This window comes from Ideonella margarita, assembly GCF_038066635.1.
Taxonomy (GTDB): Bacteria; Pseudomonadota; Gammaproteobacteria; order Burkholderiales; family Burkholderiaceae_C; genus Ideonella; species Ideonella margarita.
Map to the genome: position 1 here is coordinate 499,758 of NZ_JBBUTI010000001.1, position 15,085 is coordinate 514,842.

A 15,085-nucleotide genomic window follows, 5' to 3' on the forward strand; every position below is an offset into this window, starting at 1 on the left:
CCGGGGCGATACTTGATACATCTCAAAGAAGGAGCCCCCATGATCGAGCTGACCCTCCCGGACATGACCTGCGGCCACTGCGTGAAAAGCGTGACGGCCACCGTGCAGGCGGTGGACGCTGCCGCCACCTTGCAGATCGATCTGCCCACGCACCAGTTGAAGATCAGCTCGGCGCTGCCGGAAGCGGCCTTCAAGGCGGCGCTGGCTGAAGAAGGCTACCCGGCCGCCTGAGTTTGCAGGTGCGCTGCGGGCCGTTCAAGCCCGGGATGGCGCATCGCTGCAGGTGCTTATGCACGCAGCAGATACCGCAGGCGCGAACCTTGCCTACACTGCGCCCATTCAGACACACATGGATGGAGCCCGCATGAACCGTCGTTTCCTGCCCCGCACGCTGGCCGCCGCGCTGGCCGTTGGCTTGAGCCTGACCCTGATGGCCGCTGGCGCCCAGGCGCAAACCCTGCGCTGGGCCAGCCAGGGTGACCCGCAGACCATGGACCCGCACTCGCAGAACGAGAGCATGACCAACATGATGAATGGTCAGGTCTACGAGACGCTGGTGCTGCGGGACCGGCAGCTGGAAATCGTGCCCGGCCTGGCCACCAGCTGGCAGTCCACCGGCCCGCTGAGCTGGCGCTTCAAGCTGCGCCCGGGTGTGAAGTTCCACGACGGCTCGCCGTTCACCGCCGATGACGTGGTGTTCTCGGTCGAGCGTGCCAAGAGCCCGACCTCGCAGGTGGCGGCTTATGCCACCGCGCTCGGCGAGGTGAAGAAGATCGATGCGATGACGGTGGAGTTCGTCATGAGCAAGCCGAACCCGGTCTTCATGGAGCACCTCAACAGCATCTTCATCATGAGCAAGGGCTGGTCCGAGAAGAACAAGGTGCTCAAGCCCCTGAGCTTCAAGGACAAGGAAGAAACCCACGCCTCGCTCAATGCCAACGGCACCGGCCCGTATGTGCTGGTCAGCCGCCAGCCCGGCGTGAAGACCACCTACAAGCGCAACCCGGCCTGGTGGGGCAAGTTCGAAGGCAATGTGCAGGAGATCGTCTACAACCAGATCTCCAACGACGCCACCCGCCTGGCCGCCCTGATCTCGGGCGAGATCGACTTCGTGCTCGACCCGGCCCCGCGTGACGTGGCCCGCCTGCGCACCACCTCGGGCGTGAAGGTCATCGACGGCCCGGAGAACCGTGTCATCTACATCGGCATGGACCAGGCCCGCGACACGCTGCTCTACGGCAAGTCGCCCGACGGCAAGAACCCGTTCAAGGACCTGCGCGTGCGCAAGGCGCTCTACCAGGCGATCGACATCGAGACGATCAAGACGAAGTTGATGAACAACCAGTCGGCGCCCACAGCGGTGCTGGTGCCCTCACCGAAGGCTTATTACTTCGACAAGGAACTCGACACGCGCCTGCCGTTTGACGTGAGCAAGGCCAAGGCCCTGATGGCCGAGGCGGGTTACCCGAACGGCTTCGAGGTGACGCTGGACTGCCCGAACAACCGCTACATCAACGACGAGGAAATCTGCATCGCGCTGGCCGCGATGTGGCGGAAGATCGACGTGACGGTGCGGGTCAACGCCATGCCGCGCGCCACCTACTTCCCCAAGACCGAGAAGATGGACACCAGCCTGTACATGTTCGGCTGGGGCGGCGCGGTGACGGATGCTGAAACCACCTTCACCCCGATCTACCGCAACCGCGGCACCAATGGGGTGGGCGAGTACAACCGCGGCAACTACAAGGACGACAAGCTGGACGCCATGGCCGCCGCGTCTACCGTGGAAACCGACCCGAAGAAGCGCGAGGCGCTGGTGAAGGCGGTGTTCCGCGAGCACAACGCCCAGGTGCACCACATCCCCTTGCACCGCCAGTTCATTCCATGGGCCGCCCGCAGCAATGTCGAGGTGGTTCACCGTGCCGACAACTGGCTGGAAGCCTCCTGGATCACGGTGAAGTGATCCTTGAATCGCCGCCGCCCGCTGCGCTCAGCGCGTGGCGCGGCGGCGAACCGCGTCGAGGTAGGCGTGGCCGTCGGGTGGCTGCCCGCTGCGCTGCGAGGCCCAGATCATCTCGCCGAGGCATTCCATCACCTCGTGCTGGGCGTCGTGCAGCGAATTGCGCTTGGCGGCCAGCAACTCCACCGCCTGGCGGATGCCATGCGGCTGGTCGATCGACACCTGCTCGCTGATGGTCAGGTGCATCGACAGGTGCAGGAACGGGTTGGTGCGGCCGTCGTCCACCGTGTAGACCTCGGCCAGCGCGGCTTCCACGTCGCTCAGGTCGCCGTGGTATTCCGGGTGTTCGTCGATCCAGCCTGCGGCCAGAACTTCAATCGGGGCCATGGGCTGGCCGCTGCGCTGCTTCGCGAGGGTTTCGCAGAAGAAGCGGCGGACGTCGTTTTGTGATGGCTGGAACATTCGAGAATTGTCGCCGCGATGAGCAACTTGATCACTGACCCGGCCTTTTACCTTGTCGCCATCCCGGCGGTGCTGCTGATGGGCATCTCCAAGAGCGGCTTCGGCGCGGGGTTCGGTGCGCTGGCGGTACCGCTGATGGCCCTGGCCGTGCCCGTGCCGCAGGCGGCGGCCGTGATGCTGCCGCTGCTGGCCATCATGGACGCCATGGGCCTGATGGCACTGATCCGCCATGCTGACAGGCCGCTGCTGCGCCTGCTGGTGCCCGCAGGTTTGCTGGGCACCGTCATCGGCACGGTGCTCTTCGGGCTGCTGTCTGCCAAGGTGGTGGCGGGCGTGGTGGGTGCCGTGACGCTGGCTTTCCTGGCGATCCGGCTGGTGTTTCCGCCCCGGGCAGATGCGTCACCGCCGCCGCGCTGGCTCGGTTTTCTGCTGGGCACCACGGCGGGTTTCACCAGCTTCGTGGCCCATGCGGGCGGGCCGCCGGTGGGCTTTTACCTGCTGCCGCAGCGGCTGGCGCCGGTGGTGTTCACGGCCACCACGGCCGTGCTGTTTGCGGTCATCAACGCGTCGAAGTGGGTGCCCTATGCCTGGCTGGGCCTGATCGACACCCGCAACCTGCTCACCTCACTGGTGCTGGCACCGCTGGCGCCGGTCGGGGTGTGGATCGGGCTGAAGGTGGTGCGCCACATCAACCCGGTCTGGTTCTACCGGCTGTTCCACCTCGGCATGGGCCTCACCGGCATCAAGCTGCTGTGGGATGGGCTGCACTGAAGCCCAGCAGGCGCATCGCGTTTTCCTTCAGGATGAGCGGCTTGACCTTGTCCTTGAAGCCGGCCTCGTCGAAGTCCTTCATCCAGCGCTCGGGCGTGATCAGCGGGTAGTCACTGCCGAACAGCATGCGGTCTTTCAGCAGGGTGTTGGCGTACTGCACCAGCTGCTGCGGGAAGTACTTCGGGCTCCAGCCGCTCAGGTCGATCCAGACGTTCGGCTTGTGCAGCGCAAGGCTCAGGGCCTCGTCCTGCCACGGCCAGCTGGGGTGGGCAATCACGATCTGGATGTCGGGGAAGTCGATCGCCACGTCTTCCAGCAGCATCGGATTGCTGTTCTGCAGCCGCAGGCCGCCACCGCAGCGCATGCCTGAGCCGATGCCCGAATGCCCGCTGTGGAAGATGGCGGGCAGCTTGTACTCGGCGATCACCTCATACAGCGGCCAGGCCATGCGGTCGTAGGGCAGGAAGCCCTGCACGGTCGGGTGGAACTTGAAGCCCTTGACGCCGTGTTCCTCGATCAGCCGGCGGGCTTCACGCGCACCCATCTTGCCCTTGTGCGGGTCGATGCTGGCGAAGGCCACCATCATGTCGCTGTTCTTCTGCGCCGCGTCGCAGATCTCTTCGTTCGGGATGCGGCGCCGGCCCAGCTGCGATTCGCTGTCCACCGTGAACATCACCAGGCCGATCTTGCGCTCGCGGTAATAGGCCACCGTTTCCTCGATGGTGGGGCGCAGGCTGGAGCCGAAGTACTTGTCCGCAGCACGGTCGTATTCCTCGCCGTAGCTGTCAAACGGATTGCGGCAGGACACCTCGGCATGGGTGTGGATGTCGATGGCAATGAGCTCAGAGGTGTTCATGGGATCTCGGCTTGCGATGGGTGGGATTTATTTAATTATGAGAACTAAATGACCTGACGGCAAGTGACTGAGGTTGGTGGGGTCATGGCACTTTCCACTCCGCAAATGCAGACCTAGGGTAAGGCCTCATAGGGTTTGTTCTGTCTGTCCGGGAAGGTGGCAATTTAGTTCAATGTAATAAGTAAACAGACACTGCAACCGCCTGAGGTCCCGACCATGTCAGATCACGCCGCCCTGCCTTTTGTTGCCGCCACCGGGGTGCTTGCCACCCTGGACTTGCTGAAGATCGAAACCCAGGGGCCGGTGCTGCACCTGCGCCTGGATCGGCCCGTCAAGCGCAACGCCATCAGCGATAGCCTGATCCAGCAGATCCACACGGCCTTCATCAACCTGCCGGAAGAGATCCGCGCAGTGGTGGTAAGCGGCGAGGGCGCGCACTTCTGCGCCGGCCTCGATCTGTCTGAACTGGTGGAGCGTGACATTGGCGGCGCGGTGCTGCACTCCCGCATGTGGCATGCCGCGTTTGACGCGGTGCAGTTCGGCCGCGTGCCGGTGGTGGCTGTGCTGCACGGCGCGGTGGTGGGCGGCGGCCTGGAGCTGGCCAGCGCCTGCCATGTGCGCGTCGCCGAAGATTCGGCCTACTTCGGTCTGCCCGAAGGCCAGCGCGGCATCTTCGTGGGCGGCGGTGGCTCGGCCCGCATCCCGCGCCTGATCGGCGTGGCTCGCATGAGCGACCTGATGCTGACCGGACGCGTGTTTGACGCCGACGAGGCGCAGCAGATGGCGCTGGTGAACTACCGCACGGCGGATGGCGAAGGCCTGGCCCGTGGCCTGGCGCTGGCGCACCGCATCGCCACCAACGCCCCGATGTCGAATTTCGCCGTGATGCACGCGCTGCCGCGCATCGCTGACCAGTCGCAATCCGAAGGCCTGTTCACCGAGGCCCTGATGGCAGCGGTGGCCGAGAGCACGCCGGAAGCCCAGACCCGCCTGCGCGCCTTCCTGGAAGGCCGCGCGAGCAAGGTGGTGAAGTCATGAGTGCGGCCGTGGATGCGCGCTGGCGCCATGCGCGGGTGGGCGGCTGTGTCGAGGCCGTGCTGGAACGCCGTGCCGATGGCACCCAGGTGCTGCGCTCTGCCGAGCCGCTGGGCTGGTTCCCGGCGCGGCTGACTGACCCGCTGGAGCAATGGGCCGCTGAAGCGCCTGACCGCAGCTTCGTGGCCAAGCGCCACCAGGGCGGCGACTGGCAGCACATCAGCTATGCCCAGATGCTGCAGCGCGCACAGGCCGTGGGCCAGGCGCTGGCCGTGCGCGGCCTGGGGCCGGATCGCCCGGTGGCCATCCTGTCTGACAACGACCTGGAGCACCTCACGCTGGTGCTGGGCGCCTTGTGGGCGGGTGTGCCGGTGGTGCCGGTGTCGCCGGCCTATAGCCTGGTCTCACAAGACTACGGCAAGCTGCGTCACATTCTGGGCACCGTCACGCCGGGCCTCGTGTTTGCAGCCAATGCGGCGTACGGCCGCGCCATTGCTGCGGTGGTGCCTGCCACCACCGAGGTGGTGTTGACCAGCGGCGCGATGGACGACCGCACCATCACCCCGTTTGCCGACCTGCTGGCCACCGTGCCGGGCGAGGCTGGCGCGGCGGCGCATGCGGCCGTGGGCCCTGACACCATCGCCAAGTTCCTGTTCACGTCTGGCTCGACCAAGGCGCCCAAGGGCGTGGTGAACACCCACCGCATGATGTGCGCGAATCTGCAGATGATTCGCCAGACCATGGCCTTCCTGGCCGACGAGCCGCCAGTGCTGGTCGACTGGCTGCCCTGGAACCACACCTTTGGTGGCAACCACAACGTCGGCATCGCGCTCTACAACGGCGGCACGCTGTACATCGACGAGGGCAAGCCCACGCCCAAGGGCATCCAGGAAACGCTGCGCAACCTGCGCGAGATTTCGCCCACCGTGTACTTCAACGTGCCCAAGGGCTTCGAGGAAATCGCGCGGGCCATGTCCACCGACACGGTGCTGCGTGACCGCTTGTTCGCCAACTGCAAGGCCTTCATGTTTGCAGGTGCCGGCCTGAGCCAGGCCGTGTGGGACCAGCTCGATGCCCACGGCGAAGCGGCCACCGGTGAGCGCGTGCGCATCATTACCGGCCTGGGCATGACCGAAACCGCGCCGTCGTGCACCTTCGCGGTGAACACCGATGTGCGCTCGGGCGACATCGGCTTGCCCGCACCAGGCGTGGAAGTGAAGCTGGTGCCCGAAGCCGATGGCGGCCTGCACGGCAAGGTCGAGATCCGCTTCCGTGGCCCGCACGTGATGCCCGGCTACTGGCGCGCGCCGGAAGCCACCGCCGACGCGTTCGACGAAGAAGGCTTCTACAAGACCGGCGATGCGGTGGTGTGGGTCGACCCCGCCAACCCGCAGCGCGGCCTGCGCTTTGATGGCCGGCTGGCCGAAGACTTCAAGCTGTCCACCGGCACCTTCGTGAGCGTGGGGCCGCTGCGCGCCCGCGTGATCGCCGAGGGCGACCCCTGTGTGCAGGACGTGGTGGTGACAGGCCTGAACCGCGACGAGATCGGCCTGCTGATCTTCCCGCGGGCGGACGAATGCCGCCAGCTGGCAGGCCTGCCCGCCGGCACGCCGCTGCCCGAGGTGTTGCACGCCGCACCGGTGCGCGAATTCTTCCAGGGCCTGGCCAACCGCCTCTGGGCGGCTGGCACCGGCAGCGCCAACCGGCCGACCCGCATGCACTTGCTGGCCGAGCCGCCGTCCATCGACCAGGGCGAGGTGACCGACAAGGGCTCGATCAACCAGCGTGCGGTGCTGGCCGTGCGCGCCGCGCTGGTGGAGGCGCTGTACGAGGGCGCTGCCAGCGACCCCTACGTCATCCTGCCGCAAACCCGCTGACCCCGAAGGAACATCCATGAACGTACAAGGACAAGCCGCCCTGGTGACGGGCGGAGGCTCCGGCCTCGGTGAAGCCGTGGCCCGCGAATTGGCCCGCCTGGGCGCACGCGTGGCGGTGCTCGATGTGAATGCGGCCGGTGCGGCGCGCGTGGCTGCAGAGGTCGGTGGCATCGCCTGCACCTGCGACATCACCAACGCCGATGACGTGACTGCGGCGCTGGACGCGGCGGAAGCGGCGCACGGCCCGGCGCGCATCCTGATGAACATCGCTGGCATCGGCACGGCCAAGCGGGTCATTGCCCGTGACGGCTCCCCCGCGCCGCTGGCTGATTTCGAGCGCGTCGTGCGCATCAACCTGGTGGGCACCTACAACGTCATCCGACTGGCCGCGGCCCGCATGGCCCGCCTGGAAGGGCTGGATGATGGCGAGCGTGGCGTGATCATCAACACCGCCTCGGTGGCGGCGTTTGATGGCCAGGTGGGCCAGGAAGCCTATGCCGCCTCGAAGGCCGGCGTGGCCGGCATGACGCTGCCGCTGGCGCGTGACCTGGCCCAGTGGGGCATCCGCGTCAACACCATTGCACCGGGCTTGTTCGCCACGCCGCTGCTGCAAGAGTTGCCCGCCGAGGTGCAACAGTCGCTGGCCTCCTCGATCCCGTTCCCGAAGCGCCTGGGCCTGCCGGCCGAGTTCGCCGCACTGGCCGCCCACATGGTGGCCAACGGCCACCTGAACGGCGAAGTGGTGCGCCTGGATGGCGCCCTGCGCATGGCGCCGCGCTGACCCTGTTTGAGTTCCTTCCCCCGTTCGAGACACAACACGTTTGGAGACTCCCATGACCCGACCCTCCCGTCCGTTTGTTCGCAGCCTGATGACCGCTGCCGTGCTGGGGCTGGCTGCCACGGCCGCCCTGGCTGATCTGACCATCGGCGTCAGCCTGCCGCTGACCGGCCCCGCGTCGGGTCTGGGCCTGCCGGTGCAGAACTACATCAAGCTCTGGCCGACCTCGATCGCCGGCGAGAAGCTCAAGGTCATCGTTCTGGATGACGCCACCGACCCGACGCGCGGCGTGCAGAACGCCCGTCGCTTCGTGACCGAAGACAAGGTCGACGTGATCATGGGCTCGGCCGCCACCCCGGTGGTGATCCCGATGGCCGACGTGGCCTTTGAAACCCAGACGCCGCAGCTGATGATGTCGCCCGGCGTGCTGGTGGCCGGCAAGGACGCCTGGTCGTTCCGCCTGCCCCAGGGCAATGCGGTGATGGCGCATGCGCTGATCGAACACATGAAGAAGCTCAACGTGAAGACGCTGGGCTTCCTGGGCTACACCGATGCCTACGGCGAAAGCTGGCTGAAGGACTTCCAGGACCAATCTGCACTGCTGGGTGGCCCGAAGATCGTGGCCACCGAGCGTTTCGCACGCTCGGACACCAGCGTCACCGCGCAAGCCCTGAAGCTGGTCTCGGCCAACCCGGACGCGATGCTGGTGGTGGCTTCGGGCAGCGGTGCCGCGATGCCGCACAAGGCGCTGATCGAGCGCGGCTACAAGGGCCGCATCTACCAGACGCACGCCGCAGCCTCGCGCGATCTGATGCGCGTGGGTGGCAAGGACGTGGAAGGCTCGTTCGTGGTCTCCGGCCCGGCCGTCGTGCCTGAGCAGCTGGCCGCTGGCCACCCGTCGAAGGCGCTCGCGCAGGACTACGTCAACAAGTACGAAGCCGCGTATGGCAAGGGCAGCCGCAACCAGTTCGGCGCGCATGCCTTTGACGCTGTTGTGGTGCTGGAAAAGGCCGTGCCGATGGCGCTGAAGAAGGCCCGCCCGGGCACCCCGGCGTTCCGTGCTGCGTTGCGTGAGGCGTTCGAAACGATGGGTCGCACGCCGGTATCGCAAGGCGTGCTGAACTACACCAAGGACAACCACTGGGGTTTCACCACCGAAACTGGTGTCATCCTCAAGGTGGTGAATGGCGACTGGAAGGTGGAGTGATCCACCCCCTGAAGCGCCCGTGTTCTTGAACCAGAGGTAGACAGGCCCATGGACTTTTCAATTGCCAGCATCCTGGCCCTGGACGGAGTGACCAACGGTGCGGTGTATGCGCTGCTGGCCCTGGCCACGGTGCTGTTGTTCGCCGTGACGCGGGTGATCTTCATCCCGCAGGGCGAGTTCGTGGCCTTCGGGGCACTCACGCTGGCCATGATGCAGGCCGGCACCGTACCAGGCACCGTGTGGCTGGTGCTGGTGCTGGCCGGCCTGGCCGCGCTGCAGGAGGCGGTGGCGGGCTGGCGCGCACACCGGCCCTTGCGGCACACGCTGCGGGCCGTGCTGGGCGTGCTGGCCTGGCCCGTGGTGGCCGCGCTGGTGGTGCGCTGGGCGGCGCCGCAGCAGTTCCCGCTGGGGGTGCAGGCGGTGCTGACGCTGGCGCTGGTCACCCCGCTGGGTGGCCTGATCTACCGACTGGCCTATGAATCGCTGGCCGACGCCAGCGTGCTGGTGCTGCTCATCGTCTCGGTGGGCGTGCATTTCGTGCTGACCGGTCTGGGCCTGTATGCCTTCGGCGCTGAGGGCTTCCGCAACCCGCCGTTCTGGGACGAGCGCTTCGCCTGGGGCCCGCTCACGCTGTCGGGCCAGACGCTGATCGTCTTCGGCGTCTCGATGGCGCTGATCGTGATGCTGTGGCTGTTCTTCGAGCGCTCGCTCTGGGGCAAGGCCCTGCGCGCCACGGCGGTGAACCGCCTGGGTGCGCGGCTGATGGGCATTTCGTCCACCGGTGCCGGCCGCCTCAGCTTCACGATGGCCGCTTTCATCGGTGCCTTGTCGGGCCTGCTGATCGGACCGACCACCACCATCTTTTATGACTCCGGTTTCCTGATCGGCCTCAAGGGCTTCGTGGCAGCGGTGTTCGCCGGCCTGTCCAGCTACCCGCTGGCGCTGGTGGGCGCACTGGGTGTGGGCCTGCTGGAGAGCTTCGGCTCGTTCTGGGCCAGCGCCTTCAAGGAAGTGATCGTGTTCGGCGCGATCCTGCCGGTGTTGTTGTGGCGCTCGCTGCGCGACCCCCATGTGGAAGAGCACTGAGATGCGCAACCTTTCCAAGTTCATCCTGCCGCTGCTGTGCGCGGCCATGTTGCTGGTGCCGGCCCTGCCGGTGCCCGAGTTCTGGATCACCCAGCTGAACTACATCGGCCTGTATGCGCTGGTGGCGCTGGGCCTGGTGGTGCTGACCGGTGTGGCCGGGCTCACCAGCTTCGGCCAGGCGGCCTTCGTGGGCGTCGGCGCCTACACCACGGCCTGGCTGACCACCGCGATGCAGGTCTCGCCCTGGCTGGCGTTGCTGGTGGGTGTGGCGCTCGCCGTGCTGGTGGCGCTGGTGCTGGGCGTGCTCACGCTGCGCATGTCGGGCCACTACCTGCCGCTGGCCACCATCTGCTGGGGCCTGGCGCTGAACTACACCATGGCCAACATGGAGTTCCTCGGCAAGTACGACGGCATCCTGGGCGTGCCGGCACTGAGCATCGGCGACATGTCGCTGGCCAGCGGCCGATCGATGTATGTGCTGATCTGGGTCACCGCACTTGGCGCGGCCATCGCCGTGATGCATCTGCTGGATTCGCGTCCGGGCCGTGCCATTCGCGCGCTGAAGAACGGCACCACGATGGCCGAGGCCATGGGCATCTCCACCTTCCGCTACAAGATGGTGGCCTTCGTGCTGGCGGCGGTGCTGGCGGCGCTGTCGGGCTGGCTGTTTGCGCACTTCCAGCGCACGGTCAATCCGTCGCCGTTCAGTCTGGCCAAGGGCATCGAGTTCCTGTTCATGGCGGTGGTCGGCGGCGTGGGTCATGTGTGGGGTGCCTTCACCGGTGCGGCCGTGGTCAAGCTGCTGGAAGACCAGTTGCAGGTGATCCTGCCGGCACTGATTGGCAGCAGTGGCAACTTCGAGACCATCGTTTTCGGCCTGGTGCTGATCGGCGTGCTGAAGTACGTGCCGGATGGCCTGTGGACCTTCGTGAAAAGGCTGCTGCCGGCACAACAGCGTGAGCGTGACTGGGTGGGTGCTGCGCCGCTGCCTAGCCGCAGCAAGCCGGTGGCCGGTGAGGTGCTGCTCGACGTCAACAAGGTGCGCAAGCAGTTTGGTGGCCTGGTGGCGGTGAACGACATCAGCTTCACCATCCGCGCGGGCGACATCATGGGCCTGATCGGCCCGAACGGTGCCGGCAAGTCGACCACCTTCAACCTGGTGTCGGGCGTGCTGGGGCTGACGAGCGGGCAGGTGAACTTCCGGGGCCGCAACGTGGCTGGCTGGTCGTCGCGGCAGATTGCCCAGGCGGGCATGAGCCGCACCTTCCAGCACGTGAAGATGATCCCCGAGATGACGGTGCTGGAGAACGTGGCGCTGGGCGGCTACCTGCGCACCTCCAGCGGCACGCTGAAGGCCATGCTGCGCCTGGACCGCGAGGAAGAGCGCCGCCTGTTCGCCGAGGCCGAGGCGCAGCTGCAGCGCATCGGCATGGCCGACAAGTTGCATGAGCTGGCCGGCAACCTGGCGCTCGGGCCGCAACGCCTGATGGAGATTGCGCGCGCGCTGTGCACCGACCCCTCGCTGCTGCTGCTGGACGAGCCCGCCGCCGGCTTGCGCCTGAAGGAAAAGCAGGCACTGGCCGATGTGCTGCGGCAGCTGAAGTCCGAAGGGCTGTCCATCCTGCTGGTGGAGCACGACATGGACTTCGTCATGGGCCTGGTCGATCACATCACCGTGATGGAGTTCGGCACCAAGCTGATCAGCGGCACGCCCGCGCAAGTGCAAGCCAGCCCCGAAGTGCGGGCGGCCTACCTGGGCACGGAACACTGACATGAGCCAATCCATTCTTTCGGTACAGGGCCTGCATGCGGGCTACGGCAAGGCCGAGGTGCTCTCGGGCCTCAGCCTGGAGCTGCCGCGCGGCTCGGTCGTCACCGTCATCGGCCCCAACGGCGCCGGCAAATCCACCACGCTGAATGCGTTGATGGGCGTGCTGCCGTCCCGCGGCCGGGTGATGTTCGACGGCCAGGACATCAGCGACAGCACCCTCGAAGACCGTGTGATGGCGGGCCTGGCGCTGGTGCCTGAAAAGCGCGAGCTGTTCGGCACCATGTCGGTCGAAGACAACCTGGTGCTGGGCGGCTTCAAGCCGATGCGCCAGCGCGTGCCGCAGTGGCGCAGCACGCTCGATGAGGTCTACACCATCTTCCCGCGCCTGAAAGAGCGGCGCGTGCAGTTGGCCGGCACCTTGTCGGGCGGCGAGCGCCAGATGCTGGCCGTGGGTCGCGCCCTGATGAGCCGGCCCAAGGTGCTGATGCTCGATGAGCCCAGCCTGGGCCTGGCGCCGCTGGTGGTGAAGGACATTTTCCGCACCATCACCCAGCTGCGCTCGACCGGCGTGAGCATCCTGCTGATCGAGCAGAACGCGCGGGCCGCGCTCGAAGTGGCCGACCACGGCTACGTGCTGGAGACCGGCGCCGTGGCGCTGGAAGGCCCGGCCAGCGAACTGGCCACCGACTCCCGCGTGATCGACACCTACCTTGGCGCCAAGAAGCACTGAGTTCAGCCACCGGCCTTCGGGCCTGGTGGCCCCCTCCCGAAAGCCCCCTTCCGATGTGGCACTACAGCCCCCCGCTGCGCGATTGGCGCTTCGTGATCGACGACGTGTTGCAGGCGCCCGCCGCCTGGGCCGCGATGCCGGCCTTGGCACACTGCGACGCTGACACGGCCGCGCTGGTGCTGGCCGAAGCCGGCAAGTTCACCGCGGAAGTGCTGGCCCCGCTGAACGGCCCCGGCGATGTGCAGGGTTGCCAGTGGACGGCCGGTGAGGTGCGTACGCCGGACGGTTACGCCCAGGCCTACCAGGCCTTCGTGGACGGGGGCTGGCCCGCACTCGCGGCGCCGGAGGATGCTGGCGGGCAGGGCCTGCCGCACCTGCTGAACGCCGCGCTGAACGAGATGCTGGCCTCGGCCAACCATGGCTGGACCATGTACCCCGGCCTGCTGCAGGGCGCGATGGATTGCCTGTATGCCCACGCCACGGGCACTTTGCGTGAGCGCTACCTGCCGAAGGTGGTGAGCGGCGAATGGCTGTCCACCATGTGCCTGACCGAGCCGCAGGCCGGCAGTGACCTGGGGCTCATCCGCACCCGCGCCGTGCCGCTGCCTGGCACCGCTGGCAGCGCCGAGCCGGCTTACGCGCTCTCAGGCACCAAGATCTTCATCTCGGGTGGCGAGCATGACCTCACGCCGAACATCGTGCACCTGGTGCTGGCCCGGCTGGATAACCCGGCCCACGGCCCGGCGCCGGTGGGCACGCGTGGCCTGACGCTGTTTGTCTGCCCGAAGCTGTTGCCCGACGGCAGCCGCAACGGGGTGCACTGCGACGGCATCGAACACAAGATGGGCATCAAGGGCAGCGCCACCTGCGTGATGCGCTTTGATGGCGCCACCGGCTGGATGCTGGGTGAGCCGCACCGCGGCCTGGCTGCGATGTTCCTGATGATGAACTCGGCGCGCCTGCATGTGGGCCTGCAAGGCCTCGGCCACCTGGAAGTGGCCACCCAGAACGCGCTGCGGTATGCGCAGGAGCGGCTGCAATCGCGGGCGCCCGCACGGCCGGCCGAGGTGCCGGCCGCGGGCGTCGACCCGGTGAGTTTTCACCCGGCCGTGCGCCGCACGCTGTGGCGCCTGAAGGCCCGCACCGAAGCCGGCCGCGTCCTGGCCGCCTGGGCCGCGCAGGCGCTGGACGAGCAGCACGGCCACACCGATGCCGCCGTGCGTGATGAAGCCGGCCACCGCGCCGCGCTGCTCACGCCGATCATCAAGGCGCTGCTCACCGACCTGGGCCACCACGGCGCTGACGAAGCCCTGGGCGTGTGGGGCGGCCATGGTTATCTGCGTGACTGGGGCATCGAGCAGGTGGTGCGCGACAGCCGCGTGTCGATGATCTACGAGGGCACCAACCAGATCCAGGCGCAAGACCTGCTGCTGCGCAAGGTGCTGGTCGACGGCGGCGTGCGGCTGGCCTCGTTGCTGGCATGGGCCTCGGCCCAGTGCGAAGGCAGCGTGCATGCCCCCGCCGCGCGCAGCAGCCTGCAACTGGTGGGCGAGGCGGCAACCCAGCTGAAAGCCGATGCCGCCAACGATGGCGAGTTGCCGTTCCGCGCGGCAGATGCCTGGTTGATGGCCCTGGGCGAAGCGCTGCTGGCCTGCGCCTGGGCCCGCATGGACGCGGTCGCAAGCCAGGTCTTGGCCGCAGGCGAGGGTAACGCTTCCTTGCTGCAGGCCAAGCAGGCCACCGCGCGTTTCCAGTTCACCCACCTGGCCGGTGAGGTGCCACGCTGGCTGAGCGAGGTGGCTGCGGCGCGCCATGCGATCGAGTTCCTGCCCGACGCTGTCGCGGGCTGAGTCGTCTCCTATCATTGCGGCCCATGCCAGCTTCGAAGCCCCTGCCTTCTGCCGCCCCGGTGGCGCCTGCCGCCAAGTCCGCCTCCGCGCCTGCAGCCGCGCTTGATCAGTCCGGCCTGAGCCACCTGGTGGGCTATGCCAGCACGCTGGCCTCGGTGCTGCTGAAAAAAGCCTTCCAGAAACACCTCGGCGCTCTGAAGCTCAAGGCGGTGGAGTTCTCCATCCTGGTGCTGGTGGACACCAACCCCGAGGTCAACCAGAAGCAGCTGGGCGCGGCCATTGACGTGGCGCCGCCCAACCTGGCGATGATCCTCGACCGCATGGTGGAGCAGGGCTGGGTGCGCCGTGAACGCTCGGAGCGCGACCGCCGCGCCCAGCTCATCCGCCTCACGCCCGAGGGCCAGGCTCTGACGACGCGCGCCCGCAAGATCGCGCTCAGCATGGAAGCCGAAGCACTCAAGAACCTCAGCGCGGCCGAGCAGGCCATGTTGCTGGAGTTGCTGCAGCGCGTGGCCCGTGGCCGCGGCGCCGCCCGCTGAGCCGGGTTGCTGCGCCGGCCACGCAGCCGGCAATCTTGAGCCGCCGCACGTAACCGTTGGCACACGCGTCTGGCCGTGATGGCCGGGCTGGGGGCCTGCCCGGCGCCTGCTGTGAACGCCGCCCGACGGGTGCATTTGTGTACTTCGCACATTGGCAAACCGT

14 protein-coding genes are annotated in these 15,085 nt (G+C 67.3%); 12 read left to right on the forward strand and 2 right to left on the reverse strand.

Annotated elements, in window-relative coordinates:
- Nucleotides 1-39: 39 nt before the first annotated feature.
- The gene (locus AACH00_RS02350; protein ID WP_341397330.1) at nucleotides 40-231 is read left to right on the forward strand and encodes a heavy-metal-associated domain-containing protein; all 192 of its coding nucleotides are present in this window, start codon (nucleotides 40-42) and stop codon (nucleotides 229-231) included.
- 133 nt (nucleotides 232-364) lie between these two features.
- Nucleotides 365-1,963, forward strand: a complete 1,599-nt coding sequence (locus AACH00_RS02355) for an ABC transporter substrate-binding protein (RefSeq protein ID WP_423221877.1) — start codon at nucleotides 365-367, stop codon at nucleotides 1,961-1,963.
- Between the two features lie 27 nt (nucleotides 1,964-1,990).
- On the opposite strand, the gene AACH00_RS02360 is transcribed toward AACH00_RS02355, so the two are convergent.
- Entirely contained in the window at nucleotides 1,991-2,422 is a 432-nt protein-coding gene (locus tag AACH00_RS02360; RefSeq protein ID WP_341397331.1) for a DUF1841 family protein, read from the reverse strand.
- A gap of 18 nt (nucleotides 2,423-2,440) precedes the next feature.
- On the opposite strand from AACH00_RS02360, the gene AACH00_RS02365 reads away from it, so the two are divergent.
- On the forward strand, nucleotides 2,441-3,193 hold the full coding sequence (locus AACH00_RS02365; protein WP_341397332.1) for a sulfite exporter TauE/SafE family protein: 753 nt from the start codon (nucleotides 2,441-2,443) through the stop codon (nucleotides 3,191-3,193).
- Here the strand turns inward: AACH00_RS02365 and AACH00_RS02370 are convergent.
- Entirely contained in the window at nucleotides 3,165-4,049 is an 885-nt protein-coding gene (locus AACH00_RS02370) for an amidohydrolase family protein (RefSeq protein ID WP_341397333.1), read from the reverse strand. The genes AACH00_RS02365 and AACH00_RS02370 overlap by 29 nt on opposite strands.
- Before the next feature lie 216 nt (nucleotides 4,050-4,265).
- Between AACH00_RS02370 and AACH00_RS02375 the strand changes: the two genes are divergently transcribed.
- From AACH00_RS02375 to AACH00_RS02415, 9 genes are read left to right on the forward strand one after another with little or no spacing between them, the layout of a single operon-like run.
- Entirely contained in the window at nucleotides 4,266-5,087 is an 822-nt protein-coding gene (locus tag AACH00_RS02375) for a crotonase/enoyl-CoA hydratase family protein (RefSeq protein WP_341397334.1), read from the forward strand.
- Nucleotides 5,084-6,961, forward strand: coding sequence for a feruloyl-CoA synthase (locus AACH00_RS02380; RefSeq protein ID WP_341397335.1), 1,878 nt, complete (start codon nucleotides 5,084-5,086; stop codon nucleotides 6,959-6,961). Before AACH00_RS02375 ends, AACH00_RS02380 begins: the two co-directional genes overlap by 4 nt.
- A gap of 16 nt (nucleotides 6,962-6,977) precedes the next feature.
- A complete protein-coding gene (locus AACH00_RS02385; RefSeq protein WP_341397336.1) occupies nucleotides 6,978-7,742 on the forward strand; it encodes an SDR family NAD(P)-dependent oxidoreductase in 765 nt (254 codons plus the stop codon).
- 52 nt (nucleotides 7,743-7,794) lie between these two features.
- Entirely contained in the window at nucleotides 7,795-8,946 is a 1,152-nt protein-coding gene (locus AACH00_RS02390; RefSeq protein ID WP_341397337.1) for an ABC transporter substrate-binding protein, read from the forward strand.
- A gap of 48 nt (nucleotides 8,947-8,994) precedes the next feature.
- A complete protein-coding gene (locus AACH00_RS02395) occupies nucleotides 8,995-10,032 on the forward strand; it encodes a branched-chain amino acid ABC transporter permease (RefSeq protein ID WP_341397338.1) in 1,038 nt (345 codons plus the stop codon).
- 1 nt (nucleotide 10,033) lies between these two features.
- A complete protein-coding gene (locus AACH00_RS02400; protein WP_341397339.1) occupies nucleotides 10,034-11,803 on the forward strand; it encodes a branched-chain amino acid ABC transporter ATP-binding protein/permease in 1,770 nt (589 codons plus the stop codon).
- A gap of 1 nt (nucleotide 11,804) precedes the next feature.
- Nucleotides 11,805-12,533, forward strand: a complete 729-nt coding sequence (locus AACH00_RS02405) for an ABC transporter ATP-binding protein (protein WP_341397340.1) — start codon at nucleotides 11,805-11,807, stop codon at nucleotides 12,531-12,533.
- A gap of 53 nt (nucleotides 12,534-12,586) precedes the next feature.
- The gene (locus AACH00_RS02410) at nucleotides 12,587-14,383 is read left to right on the forward strand and encodes an acyl-CoA dehydrogenase family protein (RefSeq protein WP_341397341.1); all 1,797 of its coding nucleotides are present in this window, start codon (nucleotides 12,587-12,589) and stop codon (nucleotides 14,381-14,383) included.
- 23 nt (nucleotides 14,384-14,406) lie between these two features.
- Complete coding sequence (locus tag AACH00_RS02415) at nucleotides 14,407-14,922, forward strand: MarR family winged helix-turn-helix transcriptional regulator (RefSeq protein ID WP_341397342.1); 516 nt, start codon at nucleotides 14,407-14,409, stop codon at nucleotides 14,920-14,922.
- Nucleotides 14,923-15,085 lie beyond the last annotated feature (163 nt).

Bases quoted from the DNA above. Each gene is read 5' to 3' on its own strand.
- AACH00_RS02350 (WP_341397330.1), top strand. From the start codon at position 40: ATGATCGAGCTGACCCTCCCGGACATGACCTGCGGCCACTGCGTGAAA.
- AACH00_RS02355 (WP_423221877.1), top strand. From the start codon at position 365: ATGAACCGTCGTTTCCTGCCCCGCACGCTGGCCGCCGCGCTGGCCGTT.
- AACH00_RS02360 (WP_341397331.1), bottom strand. From the start codon at position 2,422: ATGTTCCAGCCATCACAAAACGACGTCCGCCGCTTCTTCTGCGAAACC.
- AACH00_RS02365 (WP_341397332.1), top strand. From the start codon at position 2,441: ATGAGCAACTTGATCACTGACCCGGCCTTTTACCTTGTCGCCATCCCG.
- AACH00_RS02370 (WP_341397333.1), bottom strand. From the start codon at position 4,049: ATGAACACCTCTGAGCTCATTGCCATCGACATCCACACCCATGCCGAG.
- AACH00_RS02375 (WP_341397334.1), top strand. From the start codon at position 4,266: ATGTCAGATCACGCCGCCCTGCCTTTTGTTGCCGCCACCGGGGTGCTT.
- AACH00_RS02380 (WP_341397335.1), top strand. From the start codon at position 5,084: ATGAGTGCGGCCGTGGATGCGCGCTGGCGCCATGCGCGGGTGGGCGGC.
- AACH00_RS02385 (WP_341397336.1), top strand. From the start codon at position 6,978: ATGAACGTACAAGGACAAGCCGCCCTGGTGACGGGCGGAGGCTCCGGC.
- AACH00_RS02390 (WP_341397337.1), top strand. From the start codon at position 7,795: ATGACCCGACCCTCCCGTCCGTTTGTTCGCAGCCTGATGACCGCTGCC.
- AACH00_RS02395 (WP_341397338.1), top strand. From the start codon at position 8,995: ATGGACTTTTCAATTGCCAGCATCCTGGCCCTGGACGGAGTGACCAAC.
- AACH00_RS02400 (WP_341397339.1), top strand. From the start codon at position 10,034: ATGCGCAACCTTTCCAAGTTCATCCTGCCGCTGCTGTGCGCGGCCATG.
- AACH00_RS02405 (WP_341397340.1), top strand. From the start codon at position 11,805: ATGAGCCAATCCATTCTTTCGGTACAGGGCCTGCATGCGGGCTACGGC.
- AACH00_RS02410 (WP_341397341.1), top strand. From the start codon at position 12,587: ATGTGGCACTACAGCCCCCCGCTGCGCGATTGGCGCTTCGTGATCGAC.
- AACH00_RS02415 (WP_341397342.1), top strand. From the start codon at position 14,407: ATGCCAGCTTCGAAGCCCCTGCCTTCTGCCGCCCCGGTGGCGCCTGCC.